The organism is Thioalkalivibrio sp. ALD1, from assembly GCF_000381245.1.
GTDB lineage: Bacteria > Pseudomonadota > Gammaproteobacteria > Ectothiorhodospirales > Ectothiorhodospiraceae > Thioalkalivibrio.
The window spans coordinates 117632-132949 of the sequence record NZ_KB906245.1 but is presented as its reverse complement, the minus strand read 5'-3'; the positions used below and the strand labels follow the sequence as shown (position 1 = coordinate 132949).

Genomic DNA, 15318 nt, shown 5'->3' with positions numbered 1-15318 from the left:
CGCAGGTTCGATAGAATATAAACAGCCAATGATACAACAAAGCCTGCGGGAACACGACGGGATGCCACAGGGCATGCCGCCAGCCCGGCGGAGGGTAACGCCGCTCCCGCGCATACACCAGCCCCGGCCCCCGCGGTCGGCATCGGAGACCCCATGAAGAACCTGATTAACCGTATCCGCGGTGTGGAACGCGACGTGATCGAGAAGCCCGGCGATACGGGCGATGCCCCGTTCTACAAGGCCCAGGGCGACGAGATCGAGATCTTCCAGGCCGCGTACTCGAAGCGCCTGCCGGTGATGCTCAAGGGCCCGACCGGCTGCGGCAAGACCCGCTTCCTGGAACATGTCGCGCACACCCTCGGCCAGCCGCTGGTCACCGTCTCCTGCCACGAGGACCTGACTAGCTCCGACCTGGTCGGTCGCTTCCTGCTGGAGGGCGAGGAGACCGTCTGGCAGGACGGACCGCTGACCCGCTCGGTCAAGGAGGGCGCGATCTGCTACCTCGACGAGATCGTCGAGGCGCGGACCGACACCACCGTGGTGATTCATCCGCTGACCGACCACCGCCGCCAGCTCCCGCTCGACAAGAAGTCCCAGATCATCGATGCGCACGAGGACTTCATGCTGGTGATCTCCTACAACCCCGGCTACCAGACGGTACTGAAGGACCTGAAGCCCTCGACCAAGCAGCGCTTCGTCGGCATCCACTTCGACTACCCCGCCGAGGATGTCGAACGCGAGATCGTGGCCAAGGAATCCGGCGGCCTGGACGCCGACCGCGTGGAGAAGCTGGTGGCCGCCGGACGCAAGGCGCGGGCCCTGAAGGACCACGGACTGGAAGAGGCGACCTCTACCCGTGCGCTGGCCTATGCCGGCGAGCTGATGCAGGCGGGGCTGAGCCCGCGCGTGGCCTGCCGCGCCGCGATGATCGCCCCGATCACCGATGACCCCGAGCTGATTCAGGCGCTGGAAGAGATCTTCGACGCCCACTTCCCCGAGTCCGAAGCCGCGTGAGCGACCAGGCCCGCAACAGCGGCGGGGCGAACACGGAAGCCGAAGATCTCGTCGAGATCGAGGAGATCCTCCAGCATCTGGAGGACATCAGCTTCGTCGCCCACCGTGACACCAAGGAGGCCCTCCCGGCCATCCGCGCGTTCGGCGCGGCCACCGCGCGGCGCTGGATCGAGACCGTGCGCGACCTGTTCTTCCACGATCGCGAGGCCGGCAAGAGCTTCATGCGCAATTCCGCACGACTCGCGGAGCACATGCAGACAGTGGACCTGTGGCTGGAGCAGGCTGCCCGCTTCAAGCAGTGGGTCAACTCCGCCGATGCACTGGAAGGCTTTATGGCCCAGGCCGATCGCGTGTATGACGCCTGGGGCGAGGCCGGCGAGCGCGAGTGGGCCGAGATCGGTCTGCGCTGGTGCGAACGCAGCCTGCCCGATGCCCGTGCCTACTTTGAGACGCCTTTCGACAAGCTCTCCGCCGGGCGCGGCATCGAGGGCCTGCGTGCGCTGATCGAGCCGGCCGAGACACTGTTCGACGAACGCGGCCTGACCCTGGACGCCTATCTCGAGGGTGCGCCGATCGCCCGCAATCTGGTCGGTGATCAGGGCCTGCTGTCCTGGGCCCGGCGCGGCGCGGACCTGCTGAAGGCCGGGCGCTCGCGCGGCGAGGCCTACTTTCGCCTGGAGAGCGACGAGAGCCTGAAGCTGCTCCTGGAGGCGTTGCCGGGCTTTCGCCCGCGCATGCACGGGCGTTTCCTGCGCCTGGTGTTGCTGGCCTGGCTGGATGCCGATATCCCGCTGGCCGATTCCAGCTGGAAGCCGGGCGAGGGCCGCCCGATGCTCGAGACCGACGGCCGGCGACTGTTTATGCCGGCGGTGATGGATTCGCGCGAGGAGGCGATGGTCGCCACCCAGCACGCGGCCGCGCATCTCGCCTTCGATACGTATGCGCACGCCGACGTCGAGCGCCTGTTCGAGCGCGCCGGTGCCGAGCATCCGCCTCTGGATGACCGCTCGCGCATCACCTGGCGCCCACTGTTCGCGCCATTCGAGGCGCGCATGTTCCGCTTCCAGGTGCTGTTCGACCTGGCCGAGGACCTGCGTGTGAACGCGCGTCTGGCCCCGCGCATCCCGAACTTCCTGCCGCGCCTGGTGGCGCTGGCCGAAGTCCACGGGCGCCCGGAGGGCGCGGCCGGCGTCTATTTCGACTTCGCGCTGAAGGCCCACCAGGCCCTGCTACGGGGTGAGCCGCAGGACCCGCGTCTGACGCGCGTACTGGAGTCGGACGCGGACGTCGTCACCGCCTGGGCGGTTGGCGAGGAGCTGTTCGCCGACGAAGCTTTTCCCGAGATCACCATCGAGGAACGCGCGGAGGCCTATCTGCCCGGGCTGTCGCTGAACCAGTCGCTGCCGGTGTATCCGCAGAAGAAACGCGATGGCAGTCTGGCCGACTTCCGTGACCACGAGGCGCACGACGAGCACAAGTTTGAGCAGCAGAAGCAGGAGGAACAGCCGCAGCAGGCCCCGGAGCAGGCGCAGAAGGACCCGGACGCCGACATCCAGACCCCGCAGCAGGAAACCTCCGGCACCGGCGGGCGGATCGGCACCGGTATCCCGCAGCCGGCGCAGGTGGCCAAGCGCGCCGCGCCCTACATCCCGAAGAAGGACGGCATCCCGTATCCGGAATGGGACTACCGCGAGCAGCGCTACATCTCCGACTGGGTGAATCTCTACGAGCGGGTGCTGGACGACGAGAACCCGGAGCTCGCGGCCACGATCCTGTCGGATAACGCCAACACCCTGAAACGCCTGACCCGCGGTCTCGAGATGCAGCGTCCGATGCGCCTGGCGCCGCAGCGCAAGCAGATGGACGGCGACGAGCTCGACACCGAGGCAGTAATCGACTTCATCGCCGACAAGAAGGCGGGGCTGTCGCCGAAGGCCTTCATCTACCGGCGTCGTGCGGTGCAGCACCGCGACACCGGCGTAATGATGCTGGCGGACATGTCCACCTCGATCATGGCGCGCCACCCGGGCGGGCAGGGCAAGATCGTCGACCGCGTGCGCGAGGGGATGATGCTGTTCGCCGAGGCGATCGAGAAGGTCGGCGACCCCTACGCGATCTCCGGCTTCGCCTCCAAGCAGCGCGACCAGGTCAACTACTACTGGCTGAAGGACTTCAACGAAGACCTGAACGACACCGTCCGCGCCCGCATCGCCGGGGTCTCCGGGCGCCTGGCCTCGCGCATGGGCGCGGGCATTCGGCACTCGCTGGAGGCGTTCCGGCGCAGCTCGGCCCAGCGCCGGCTGCTGTTGATCCTGTCCGACGGCCGCCCGGCCGACTACGACGACGGCGGTGACCAGCGCTACTTGCACGAGGACACGCGCATGGCGATGAAGGAGGCGGTGGACGCCGGCGTGCACCCGTTCTGCATCACTCTGGATCCGTCCGGCTCCGAGTACCTGCCGGCGATCTTCGGTCCCGGTCACTACACCATCATCGACCACGTGGACGAGCTGCCGCGCCGTCTGCCCGAGATCTACCTGAGGCTGCGACAGTGAGTGCCACCCCCGAAGCCATCGATGCCTCCACCGGGGCCGCGGACCGGCACCCGGAGCCGGCCCGCCGTCATGCCACGTTGCTGCATGCCCCGCGCTACCGCGGCCACAGCTACGGCGACAACCACCCGCTCGGGATCCCGCGCGTCTCGCTGACCATCGACCTGATCGAGGCCTATGACGCGATCACGCCGCAGGAGATGGCCGTATCGCGCAAGGCACAGCCGGCCGAGCTCGAGTGGTTCCACACCCGCGAGTACGTGGCCGCGATGCAGCGCGCCGAGGCGCTCGGCAAGGTGTTCCAGCGCTACCGCGACCGCCACAACATCGGCAACTTCGAGAACCCGTTCTTTGCTGGTTTCTACTCCACGCCGGCGACCGCCACCTGGGGTTCCATCCAGGGGGCCGAGGTGGTGCTGGACGGCCGCATGGCCTTCAACCCGGCCGGGGGCATGCACCATGCCGCCCCCGACCAGGCCCGTGGATTCTGCTACTTCAATGACCCGGCACTGGCGATCCTGCGCCTGCGTCAGGCCGGGCAGCGCGTGCTGTATCTGGACATCGACGCCCACCACGGCGACGGGGTCGAGGCCGCGTTCACCGACGCCCCGGACGTGCTCACCGTCTCCCTGCACATGGATACCGAATACGGCTACCCCTTCGAGGGCGGCCGCATCGAGGACACCGGACCGCTGGGCAACGTCGTGAACCTGCCGCTGCCGAAGGAGACCAACGACAGCGAGTTTCGCGCCGCCTTCACGGCCGTCTGGGAGGCCGTGCGCATTCGCTGGCAGCCGGATGCGGTCGTGGTTCAGGCCGGTACCGATGCGCTGCTGCCGGATCCGCTCGGCAAGTTCGGCATCTCCACCCAGTGCTTCCTCGCCTGCATCGACGACGTGATCGAGACCAGCCCGCGCCACGCCGACGGCACGCCGAGGCTCCTGGTCCTGGGAGGCGGCGGCTATCACCCGCTGGCGCTGGCGCGCTGCTGGACCGGGGTCTGGGCCCTGCTGACCGGTCGCGAGCTCCCCGCCGCAATCCCGGAGGCCGGCCAGGCCCTGCTGCGCGAGGTCGACTGGGACATGGACGAAGAAGAGGAATGGTACGAGTCCCTCTTTACCTCCCGTCTCGATGCGGATCGCGCTGGTCCGGTACGCGACGAACTGCGTAATCGTCTTGACCGGCTGCTGGCAGGGCACCCGTTGCTCGGACGTTCGTAGAGGACCTGCAGTGCTGGTGCCTGCGCGTCAGCGGCTGGAGCGGTAATCGCGTTCGATGTAGCGCAGCAGCTCGGTCGTCTCCCGCAGGGTGGCGCGCTGAATGCGGGTCTCCCCGATGAATCCGGGTATCCAGAAGTCCGGTTCCACATGCATGTGTATCGTCAGACGGGTGCCGCCGGCCTCGGGCTGGAGATCCCAGCGGGTGGCGCCCGAGAGCAGATTGCTGTGTTCCGGGTCGACTTCGGCATCGATGCGTTCGGGGTAGTATTCGGTCACTCGCTCGTGCCGGCGGATGGTCCGGCAGAACACGAACACGCAGCTGTGCACGACGCTTGCGACCTCGGCTTGGTCATCGGATCGGGACACGAGCCGGCTCTCGCGGATGGATTCCGAGTAACGGTTCAGTGCGTCGTAATCCGTCAGGTACGACCACAGGGTCTCCGGTGGGACTTCGACCAGGAAGGTTACCTCCAGCGTGTACCGGTCGCCATCGGTATCAAAATGCCGTTCGAGTACCTCCACCGCGAGTGCCGCACCGGGGATCCATGAGATCGAGGCAGCCAGGAGGAGGGCGGGCCACGTTCGCATCGAATGTACCTCCCGGGTTGCGGCTGTCGCTTTATCGGCGGCCTGTCGAAGAATTCGATCTCCGGATGCGACCAGGGTTCATGCCGCCTTGCGGCAGCGGGGCGGATCGTGATGATAGGCAAGGAGTTCAGGGATCACTGTCGTGTCGGGAGTGCGTGCTCGCCGTGACGGCCTCGTTGCGGATTGGCAGGGTGGCGAGAACGGCCAGAAGACCGACGAGGTGGAGCACGATCAGGATCATCAGATAGTTGCTGGTCAGGTCGACCCCAAGCCCGGTGAGGACCGGACCCAGCGCCGCGCCGAGGGCCACGGCGGTGTAGGTCATGCCCAGCAGGCGGCCCAGGCTGTACAGGCCGAACAGGCGGGCCAGGATCGCCGGTGTCAGGGCGATGTACCCGCCGTACCCGAAACCAAGTACCACCGCGAACAGCACGAGGGTGGCATAGCTGTCTGCGGTGCCCCAGATCAGAAAGCTCAGCGTGATCAGCACGAAGCACCCGCGATAGAGATGCATCAGGGAATAGCGATCGCCCAGCATGCCGATCGCCAGCCGCCCGACCACGCTCGCCAGCCCGATGATCCCGACCAGACCCGCCGCGCGCAGCGGATCGATGCCGCCCGCCTCGGCCGCGGGCGGCAGGTGCACGAACGGGACGTACATAATCGTATTGAGCAGAAAGGTCGCCAGGTAGAGCTGGGCGAAGCGGCGCCCACCCCAGCGGGTGGTGGCGGCATGGGTACCATCCGGCGCGCGCCCGGGCCGCGGATACAGGATACCGGCCAGCGGCAGGATGATGGCCGCCGCGAGCGCGTAGAAATGGTATGTCGAGCGCCAGCCGTGGAGCTCGATCAGCCAGGCGGACAAGGGTGCAAAGCCGAGGACGCCCAGCCCGATGCCGGACACCGCGATGCCCAGGGCCATGGAGCGCCTGCGGGAGAACCAGCGCCCGACCGCGGCCACGACGGGTACGAACACGCAGCTCGCCCCGATACCCACGCCGAGACCATAGGCCAGATAGGCCTGCCAGAGTTCGCCGGCACGCGCCGTCCCGACAAGACCCGCCGCGATGAACAGGCCACCCGCAATGAGCAGCGGGCCCGGGCCGATACGGTCGGACAGAGGACCGGTTACGCCACTCAGGCCAAAGAACAACAGGGCAGTTGCGGAAAAGAACAGCGCGGATCCGGCATGCCTTGTACCGAACTCCTGTGCCATGGAGGAGAAAAACGCCCCGTAGCTGTACGCGATGCCAAAGGCCACGAACAGCGCCACAAGGGAGAGCCCGCAGGCGAGCCAGGCGGTCGGGGAGTCCAGGGAGGGATCGCCCTGATGCTGGCGTCGACGGAGGGTCATCGGCGACCCAACAGGCGACCGGCCCCCTTGCGGGTCTGGCGCCAGATCTGGCGCCAGCTTCGGGACGACGGGTGGCGCAGCAGCCGGGTCTTGCGGGTTTGCTGCATGGCCGGGATCAGCGTTTCCAGTTCACTGGTCAGGCCGTCGATGTTGTAGGGCGTTGCGCCATCGAGCCGGGCAGGAATCACCTCCTGTTCGGGCAGGCCGAAGTCCGCGGCGATCGCCTGCCGGGCGGCGGCGATGTTCTGCGCCTTTGGCCGGGCTTCCGGCGGGTCGATCGCATACGGCGGTTCCCATTCGCGTGCGGGGGACAGGCGATCGATATGGCTGGCCACAATGCGAATGGGGGGCTGGCGTCGATCCGGGTGCTCCGCAAAGAAGCGCCGTATGGCTTGCAGCGCCTTGTTGTCCGGGGAACGGTCGGCCTGGTGCGCCGGTGCGACCCAGAGCACCAGGTCCGCGGTCCGGGTGGCTTCAACCAGGGTATCGACATCCATGCGGTCGCCGAGCCCCGGGGTGTCCACCAGCAGCAGTTCCTGGCCGTCCGCGAGGGTCAGCAGATAGCCCTCCTGCTCGGCGGTCAGCGGCAGCACGTCCGTAGCCGCGCGGTATTCCCCCAGTAGCGCGTTGACCAGCGTGGATTTCCCGGCCTGTGGCTGGCCCACGACCAGTATCTTCGGCCGGCCCGGGAACGCCTCCTCTGCAGGATTACTCGCCTGTGTCTCCTGGTCGGCGATCTTGGCCAGGGCGTCGGCATCGTGCTGCAGGCGGCCGGAGTAGAGTTCGATCGCCGCGCGGCCGACCTCCTCAATCCAGATGCGTGCGACCCGTCGCAGCAGGTATTCGCGTGCGGTGCCAGAGAGCTCGTTGAAGAAGCGGTCGCGCAGCTCGGCGGCCAGGGCGTGCAGGGGATTGGCCAGGCGAGCAATACGATAGGCCTTGTAGGCCGTGCGCCCGTAGGACAACCCCGATGTCACCATGGGGCGGTAGCCCCAGATGCGCAGGATCTGGCCCATGCGCAGGCGATCCGACAACGGGACTTCCTCCAGCAGGATCTTGCGCAGCCGGGCGCTGACCCGCTCGCTGAGCAGCAGGGCCTCGGGCACGGTGAATTCCCAGATGGGGTCTTCCTGTTCCGGGTGATAGTGCGCGGCCACCGTACGCAGGGTTTCCTCGCCCGCCTCCCGCAGACGGTCGTAGTCGGTGACGATCTCGCCGCTGGCATGCTCGCTCAGGCGCATGACCTCGGCCCAGGCGGCGTGCTCCAGTGGCGCCCAGTCGCCATCGGCGGGGCGCACGGGCTCGGTCGTCCGCTCGCGGGTGTGGACCTTGATCCGGTAGCGCGCCCACAGCGTCATGCCCCATACGCTGCCCGCGGCGATGGCGGCCGCGGCGATCCAGATCAGCAGGATATTGTGTTCGTAGAGCCAGAGCAGACCCAGGACGAAGGCCACCACAAAGGGCGACAGCAGCAGGACCGCGGCGAAGGTGACGCCCGTGACCTGCAGGCGGGTGAGCCAGCGGCGTTTCATGGCGTGTCGTTCCCCGAGGGCCCGGCCTGGCGGTGCCGGGCCAGGTTCAGGGCCTCGCGCAGGGCATCGCGGTAGGCCTGTTCTACCCCGGCGGTGGCCTCGCGCCCGTCATGTCGACGGGCCAAGTAGTGACGTGCGGCATAGCCCAGCGCATAGGTGGTGGCAAAGCTGGTGGCGGCCGCCGCCGCCGCCCCCGCGGTCTGGCCGTAGACCGGGACCAGCTTGCCGACCTGCCGGGCGCCGTGGCTGAGGCCCAGGCCGAGCAGGGTGCTGGAACCGAGCGCCGCGGAGAACTCGCGCAGGCTGCGGGAATCCCAGGTGACCCCGTAGATGCTGGCCAGGCTGTGCAGCAGCTTTCCCTGGACCGCCGGCACGGAGAACAGACCCAGCAGGGGTACGGCATCGGTAGTCGCGGCCACGCTGGCGTAGCCGATGATGTGCGATCGGGCGCGCAGCCGACGGGCGTCGCCGCCTGTGGACTGGCGCAGCCCCTGCAGGATCACCCCCATGCGTTCGGGAGCCAGATTCTCCAGGGCGTCGAGCAGGGCGTCCAGCCCGTAGTGGGTCGGGGTGAAGCCCTCGTCCTCGGGCGTGATATCGACGGGCACGATCTGCACCGGTCCGGTCCCGGGCAGGTTGCGAAAGGCCTCGGCCTGGGTGCGCCGCGCGCGGTTCAGTTCCTCCAGCCCGGGGCTGCGGTCCAGCTCGGCGTAGGGCGGATGATCGCGCCCGTCGGGATAGCCCTCGTGCAGGCAGGTCTGCACCACCAGGACCGGCCAGTTCGGATGCCGGCGGCGAATGTCCCGCAGGGCATTCAGGACGGGCTCCTGCTGCAGATCCATCGCGCGCGCCACGGCGACCACCATGTGCGCGTGGCCTGCGAGCTCGGCGAGATCCTCGCCGGGGTCATAGGCGACCTCGCCCAGACCCCGCGTGTCCAGGAAGCGCAGCACCGGCGCCTCGGCCGGGAAGTCGTAGGCGCGTGCAGTCCGGGTGCAGCTCTTGAAACCGGTCCCGATCGCCACATTGGAGTCGCCCGTGATCGCGCGCACCAGCGTGCTCTTGCCGGACTGCACCTTGCCCAGCAGCCACAGCACGGGGGCCTGCTCGCGCGCCCGCTCGGCCACGACGTCGGCATCGGGGGCCTCCGCTTCGGGCCGCAGGACGACCTGCATGATCTTGCGCCAGCCGAGGCCCTTCGGCAGGCGGAGGGATTGCCAGGGCATCTTCATGCTGTGATTCCGTTTCGCGGCATGGAAACCTTTCGTCAGTGAAGAGGGCGCAACTGTGCAGGGCTTGTGAGCCAGCCCGCCGCTCAGTGTGCCATGTCTCGGCCAATGTTCGCGGCGGGCGCGGTACACTGAAATGATGAGCAATACTTCCGAAGACGACCTGTTCGGTCCGGATGCGGGCGGACTGCCCCCCGAGCCCGAACCGGCCGTACAGGGTCCGGACCCGAACGCACCGCTGGCCGAGCGCATGCGCCCGGCGCGGCTGGACGAGATGGTGGGCCAGGATCATCTGGTCGGCCCGGATGCCGCCTTGCGCCAGGCGATCGAGCAGGGGCAGACCCCGTCGATGATCCTGTGGGGCCCTCCGGGCTGCGGCAAGACCACGCTGGCCCGCCTGGTAGCGGCGGCCGGGGCGCAGCGCCTGGTGACGCTGTCCGCGGTACTGGCCGGGGTCAAGGACGTGCGCGCGGTGGTGGACGCGGCCAAGGCCCGGCGACGCAACGGGGTCGGTACGTTGCTGTTCATCGACGAGATCCATCGCTTCAACAAGGGCCAGCAGGATGCCCTGCTGCCGCACATCGAGGACGGGACACTGACCTTCGTGGGTGCGACGACCGAGAATCCCTCGTTCGCGCTCAATAGTGCGTTGCTGTCGCGAGCGCGTGTCTATCGCATGGAGTCCGTCGGCGCCGAGGCGATCGAGGCGTTGATTGACCGGGCGCTGAGCGATCCCGAGCGCGGACTCGGGGGGCGCGGGCTGCGGCTGGAGGCCACCGAATGCCAGCGGCTGGCGCGTGCGGCGGATGGCGATGCCCGGCGCGCACTGAACTGGCTGGAGACCGCCTCGGATCTGGCACGCGACGGCGAGATCACCGCCGACGCGCTGCGCGCGGTGATGGGGGCGCAGAGCCTGGCCTTCGATCGCCAGGGCGATGCCTTCTATGACCAGATCTCCGCCCTGCACAAGTCGGTGCGCGGGTCAGACCCCAGTGCGGCTGTGTACTGGCTCACGCGCATGCTGGATGCCGGCTGCGACCCGGATTATCTCGGTCGGCGCCTGCTACGCATGGCCTACGAGGACATCGGGCTGGCGGCCGTGGGGCTGGGGGCGCGGGTGCTGGCGGCCTGGCAGACCATGGAGCGCCTGGGGCGGCCGGAAGGCGACCTCGCGCTGATCCAGGTGGCGATCGAGCTGGCCGCCGCCCCCAAGAGCAACAGCGCCTATGCGGCGTTGAACGAGGTCCGCGCAAGCATCCGCGAGACGGGCAGCCCCGGCGTGCCCCTGCATCTTCGCAATGCCCCTACGGAGTTGATGCGCGAGGAGGGGTTCGGCGCGGGATATCGCTATGATCATGATGAACCGGATGGTTTCGCGCGCGGGCAGGTCTATCTGCCCGAAGGGCTGGAGGATCAGCACTTCTATCGAGCGAAACGCGAGGGTACGGAGCGCGCGCTGGCCGAGCGGCTGGAGCGACTGCGCGGCGACGACAAGGAATAGGGACCCATGCAGATACATCATCCCGGACGCTGGTGGCTGTTGGCCGCGATCCTGCTGGCAGGATCGCTGGGCTGGGTGGCGCTTACCACCGAATGGCCCGAGCTGTTGCCGCTGCAGGACGTCGAGGCGTGGCTCGCCAGCTGGGGGGCGGGCGCCTACATGGTGTTTGTGTTGGCCTTTGTCGTCCTTGCGCTGTTTCCGTTGCCCAGCACCTTCTGGATCCTGTTGGGAGGGGCGTTGTTCGGGCCGTTCACCGGCGGGGCTCTGAGCCTGCTGGCGGCGACCATCGCCGCGATCATCGCGTTCACGCTGGCGCGTACCCTGCTGCAACCCTGGCTGGAACCGCGTCTGGGTCCGCGCAGCGCACGGCTGCGCGAGGATGTGGAGGCCGAGGGCTGGCGCGTGGTCGCACTGACACGGCTGGTGCCGGTGTTCCCGTTCGCCCCGACCAACTACGCCCTGGGCCTGGTGCGCATGCCGCTCACTGTGTTCACAGTCACGACCCTGGTCGCACTGATCCCCAGCCTGTTCGCCTATTCCTGGCTGGGCCACGCCACGCGAGAGATGGTGGCAGGCGATGCGGACAACCGGGTTCAGCTGGGGCTCGCGATTCTCGCCGTACTGGCCCTTGTGCTGTTGCTTCCTCGGCTGTTGCACCGGATCTGGCAGGGGCAGAAATCCGTCCAGTCGCCCGCCTGAGTCCCACGGTAACCATGTCACGGGAGTCACCCTTCCTGTCCGTGATCATCCCGGTGCTGAACGAGGCCGGATCCCTCCCGTCCTTGCTGGATACGCTGGGCGAAATCCTCGACTGTGAGGTGATCGTGGTCGACGGGGGGAGCACGGACGGTACTGTCCAGCAGGCAGAGCAACGCGGCGTGAGCGTGCTGTCCAGTGCCCCCGGCCGCGCACGGCAGATGAATGCCGGTGCCGAGCGCGCCCGCGGCGAGGTGCTCTGGTTCCTGCATGCGGACACGGCGTTCCCGGACAGGGCTGGGGTGGCGGTGCACGCCCTGCGTGATGCGGTGGCCCGGGGCGATCGCGCCTGGGGGCGTTTCGATGTCCGGCTGTCGGGGGGGCGCGCGATATTCGCGCTGATCGGTGCGATGATGAACCTGCGCTCGCGTCTGAGCGGGATCGCGACCGGGGATCAGGGTGTCTTCGTCACGCGTTCGGCGTTCGATACCGTGGGCGGCTGGCCGGATCAGCCGCTGATGGAGGACATCGAGCTCTCGCGGCGACTGAAGCGCTCGGTGGGGCGCCCAAGGTGCCTGCGCACCCGGCTGGTCACGTCGTCGCGGCGTTGGGAACAGAAGGGCGCATGGCGCACGATCTGGCTGATGTGGCGGTTGCGCCTGGCCTACTGGCTGGGTGTAAGCCCGGATGGGCTGGCGCGACTGTATCGTGGCGATGCCTGACCGGCGGCCGTCGGAAGCACTGCGTGTACTGGTCTTTGCCCGCGCGCCCGATCCGGGCCGGACCAAGACCCGGCTGATCCCAGCGCTGGGCGCCGAGGGCGCCGCACGGCTGCACGAGCGGTTGCTGGAGCACGCGCTGGACGTGGCCCGTCAAGTGGCACCGGACCATGTGGAGCTGTGGTGCACCCCGGATACCGATCATCCGTTCCTCGAGCGTTGTGCCGAACGCTTTGGCTGTTCCCTGCACAGCCAGGTGGGTGATGACCTCGGGGCCCGCATGTGCCATGCACTGGAGGCCGGGCCGTTTCCGGCACTGGTGATGGGGTCCGACGCCCCGACGCTGGGTGTTGGGGATCTGGTCGCCGCACGTAGTGCACTGGCCGGAGGCCAGGATGTGGTAGTGATCCCGGCGCTGGATGGCGGTTACGTGCTGTTGGCCGCCGCGCGGCCCGTACCGGAGCTGTTCGAGGCCATCGAGTGGGGCAGCGACTGGGTGTTGGAACAGACCCGTGAGCGGGCCCGGGCTCAGGGTCTTGTCTGGGCGGAGCTGGAAGCGCGGGCCGACATCGACCGCCCGGAGGACCTGGCGCATTGTCCGCCGGTTCTCCTGCGTGGCATAACGACGCCTTGAGAACGGCTCTCCAGGACGCGCCCGGTCCCGGGGCAGTCGCAAGCTGGGCCAGGCTTCGGGTAGGATGCGCGCCATGAAAGCGTTTGTTGCCTGGGTCGACCGTGCCCCGTTGTGGTTGTTCATTCTGTTTGTGGCCACCCTGGGGCTGTCGCCCTATGTCCCCGAGCCGCACATCGTCGAGAAGATCCGCTGGCTCTTCCAGGGCGAACTGACTCGCGCGATCGATATCCTCGACCTGATCATGCACGCCATCCCCTGGTTGCTGATGGCCTTCAAGCTCTATCGCATGAGTATTGCGTCGAAAGGCGCTTCCTGACTCGGCGTCTCCTTGAGGCTTGTGGGAACTCGACGGCCCCGGCTTGGGTCGCTACGGTGCCTGCCACTTTGACGTGACCAAGGAGAGTCCCATGCGTTTTATCGTTTCTGTCACCGCCGGTACCGACGACCCCACCCGTGCCACCCTCGGCATGATCGCCGCCAATGTGGCCAAGCAGCAGGGCCATGACGTGACCGTCTGGCTGCAGGGCGAGGCCGTGAACATCGCCAACCGCAATGTCTACGACAAGATCGTCGGCCACAACATGCCGGCGATGAAGGACATCGTGGACTCGCTGGTCGAGGAAGGCGTCCCGTTCTGGGCCTGCGAGGCCTGCGCCAACGGCCGCGACGTCGGCGAGCACAACTTCCTGCCGAATGCCGAGATGGCCGGCATGGGTCAGTACGTCCAGGCCGTTGCCGAGTTCGATCGCTCCATGAGCTTCTGATCGAGCGGGCCGGTCCGCGGGCGGGGTGTGATCCCCCGCCCGTATTTACCCGCACTTCCTGTGCCAGTCCCTCGAACTGGCACATCGCATGCTTGTTTGTTCCGGGAATGATCCGCGGACGACGAGCATGACCCAGAACGCATCCCCGAGTTTTTCCTTCGAAGAGGCCATTGGCGATTTCCTGGTCGCCTCGCGCAAGTGCGAGGTGGTGAGCCTGGAGCGCCTGCTGGACGCAGTACAGCTGGTCGGGCGCATCCGTGCGCTGGTGCATCAGCTCCAGCGCGAACGCGGGGCCTCCAGCCTCTGGATCGGCTCCGGTGGGCAGCGCTATGCGGACGAGCTGGCGCAGTACCGAGCCGAATCCGACACTACCGCCCAAGCGTTTCGCGAACACCTCGATGGCTGGCTGGAGCCCGGGGCCTGTGCCCACGCGCGCAGTCGTCTGCTGGGGCGCATGGCGCTGGCGCTGCATGGCCTGTCGGGCCTGCCCAGCCTGCGGGCGGAGGTCAGCGAACGCACGCTCTCGCCGATGGAGGCGATGCGCGGCTTCAGCGAGCTGATCCGGTCGCTACTGGCGGTGGTGTTCGAGGCCGCCGATTCCGCCACGGACCCGGAGGTCTCGCGAGCTCTGGTCGCCCTGTTGAACTTCATGCAGGGCAAGGAGCTGGCGGGCCAGGAACGCGCGATCGGGGCCGCCGGCTTTGGCCGGGGCGCGTTTGATGGCGAACTGCGTCAGTCCCTGCTGCATCGGATCGATACGCAGGAACGCTCGTTTCGGATCTTCTCCGCGTTTGCCCCGGAGCCGGCCTGCGCGGCCTGGCAGGAACTGCAGGGCGCGGGCTTCTCGGCGGAGGTCGAGCGGCTGCGCCGTCTGGCCTGCACCCGGGACGAGTCCCTGCCGGACCCGGCCCGTGCCGAGACCTGGTTTGCCTGCACCACCGCGCGCATCGACGCGATGAAGGAGATCGAGGACCTCCTGGAGATGCACCTGAACGAGCGTTGCTCGGCACGCATTACGGCGGATCGCGCGGACCTGGGCGCGGTGCGTGACCGCATCGCCCAACTGGCGGAATCCGAGCTGCGTGACAGCGTTCCGTATGCGGTGTTCTTCGGGGCGCCGGAGGGTCTGGATCACGAGGAGGATGGCGAGACGGTGCTCAACGTCCCGATTGTCGGGCACTCGGTGATGGACCTGGTGCAGCGCCAGGCCGCCCGGTTGCAGTCGGTGGAGGACGAACTGCATGCGGCACGCCAGGCCCTGGCCGAACGCAAGACCATCGAGCGTGCCAAGGCGCTTCTGATCCAGCACCGTGGCCTCAGCGAGGACCAGGCCTACAAGCTCCTGCGCCAGACGGCGATGAACCAGAACCGGCGCCTGGCCGAGGTCGCCGAGGCGACGGTCGCGATGTCGGATCTGCTGGGCAAGGGCTTGTAGTAGTTTCCTCGCGCGGTGCACCAATGCAGTTCACCTGCACCGCCAGCGCGCCCCAGGGTGGTGCCGCTGTCTGCGGGATT

At 67.9% G+C, this 15318-nt stretch carries 14 protein-coding genes; 10 read left to right on the top strand and 4 right to left on the bottom strand.

The window, feature by feature from the left end; genetic code table 11:
- Positions 1–153: 153 nt before the first annotated feature.
- Genes F623_RS0110395 through F623_RS0110385 form a run of 3 tightly spaced genes read left to right on the top strand, consistent with a single transcriptional unit; the run spans position 154 to position 4786 of the window.
- The gene (locus tag F623_RS0110395) at positions 154–1014 is read left to right on the top strand and encodes a CbbQ/NirQ/NorQ/GpvN family protein (RefSeq protein ID WP_018868575.1); all 861 of its coding nucleotides are present in this window, start codon (positions 154–156) and stop codon (positions 1012–1014) included.
- Positions 1011–3569, top strand: coding sequence for a nitric oxide reductase activation protein NorD (locus F623_RS0110390; RefSeq protein WP_018868576.1), 2559 nt, complete (start codon positions 1011–1013; stop codon positions 3567–3569). Before F623_RS0110395 ends, F623_RS0110390 begins: the two co-directional genes overlap by 4 nt.
- Positions 3566–4786 (top strand): acetoin utilization protein AcuC, encoded by a 1221-nt coding sequence (locus tag F623_RS0110385; protein ID WP_018868577.1) that lies wholly within the window; start codon positions 3566–3568, stop codon positions 4784–4786. Before F623_RS0110390 ends, F623_RS0110385 begins: the two co-directional genes overlap by 4 nt.
- A gap of 27 nt (positions 4787–4813) precedes the next feature.
- Here the strand turns inward: F623_RS0110385 and F623_RS0110380 are convergent, their stop codons facing one another.
- From F623_RS0110380 to F623_RS0110365, 4 genes are all read right to left on the bottom strand, one after another.
- Positions 4814–5374, bottom strand: coding sequence for an SRPBCC family protein (locus F623_RS0110380; protein ID WP_018862479.1), 561 nt, complete (start codon positions 5372–5374; stop codon positions 4814–4816).
- A gap of 127 nt (positions 5375–5501) precedes the next feature.
- Entirely contained in the window at positions 5502–6728 is a 1227-nt protein-coding gene (locus F623_RS0110375) for an MFS transporter (protein ID WP_018862478.1), read from the bottom strand.
- Positions 6725–8260, bottom strand: coding sequence for a GTPase family protein (locus F623_RS0110370; RefSeq protein ID WP_018862477.1), 1536 nt, complete (start codon positions 8258–8260; stop codon positions 6725–6727). The genes F623_RS0110375 and F623_RS0110370 overlap by 4 nt, the downstream gene beginning before the upstream one ends.
- Positions 8257–9492 (bottom strand): GTPase family protein, encoded by a 1236-nt coding sequence (locus F623_RS0110365; protein ID WP_018862476.1) that lies wholly within the window; start codon positions 9490–9492, stop codon positions 8257–8259. Before F623_RS0110365 ends, F623_RS0110370 begins: the two co-directional genes overlap by 4 nt.
- 133 nt (positions 9493–9625) lie before the next feature.
- Between F623_RS0110365 and F623_RS0110360 the strand changes: the two genes are divergently transcribed.
- The 7 genes from F623_RS0110360 (at position 9626) to F623_RS0110325 (ending at position 15238) form a co-directional block, all read left to right on the top strand.
- Positions 9626–10990: a replication-associated recombination protein A gene (locus F623_RS0110360; protein ID WP_018868578.1), complete on the top strand. Its 1365-nt coding sequence runs from the start codon at positions 9626–9628 to the stop codon at positions 10988–10990.
- 6 nt (positions 10991–10996) lie between these two features.
- Positions 10997–11689 (top strand): TVP38/TMEM64 family protein, encoded by a 693-nt coding sequence (locus tag F623_RS0110355; RefSeq protein ID WP_018862474.1) that lies wholly within the window; start codon positions 10997–10999, stop codon positions 11687–11689.
- A 14-nt stretch (positions 11690–11703) separates the two neighbouring features.
- Positions 11704–12408 (top strand): TIGR04283 family arsenosugar biosynthesis glycosyltransferase, encoded by a 705-nt coding sequence (locus F623_RS0110350; RefSeq protein WP_018862473.1) that lies wholly within the window; start codon positions 11704–11706, stop codon positions 12406–12408.
- A complete protein-coding gene (locus tag F623_RS0110345) occupies positions 12401–13039 on the top strand; it encodes a TIGR04282 family arsenosugar biosynthesis glycosyltransferase (protein WP_018868580.1) in 639 nt (212 codons plus the stop codon). The genes F623_RS0110350 and F623_RS0110345 overlap by 8 nt, the downstream gene beginning before the upstream one ends.
- A gap of 73 nt (positions 13040–13112) precedes the next feature.
- A complete protein-coding gene (locus tag F623_RS0110335; protein ID WP_018862471.1) occupies positions 13113–13355 on the top strand; it encodes a hypothetical protein in 243 nt (80 codons plus the stop codon).
- Between the two features lie 91 nt (positions 13356–13446).
- Positions 13447–13803 (top strand): DsrE family protein, encoded by a 357-nt coding sequence (locus F623_RS0110330; protein WP_018862470.1) that lies wholly within the window; start codon positions 13447–13449, stop codon positions 13801–13803.
- A gap of 127 nt (positions 13804–13930) precedes the next feature.
- On the top strand, positions 13931–15238 hold the full coding sequence (locus F623_RS0110325) for a nitrate regulatory protein (RefSeq protein WP_018862469.1): 1308 nt from the start codon (positions 13931–13933) through the stop codon (positions 15236–15238).
- Positions 15239–15318: the final 80 nt, after the last annotated feature.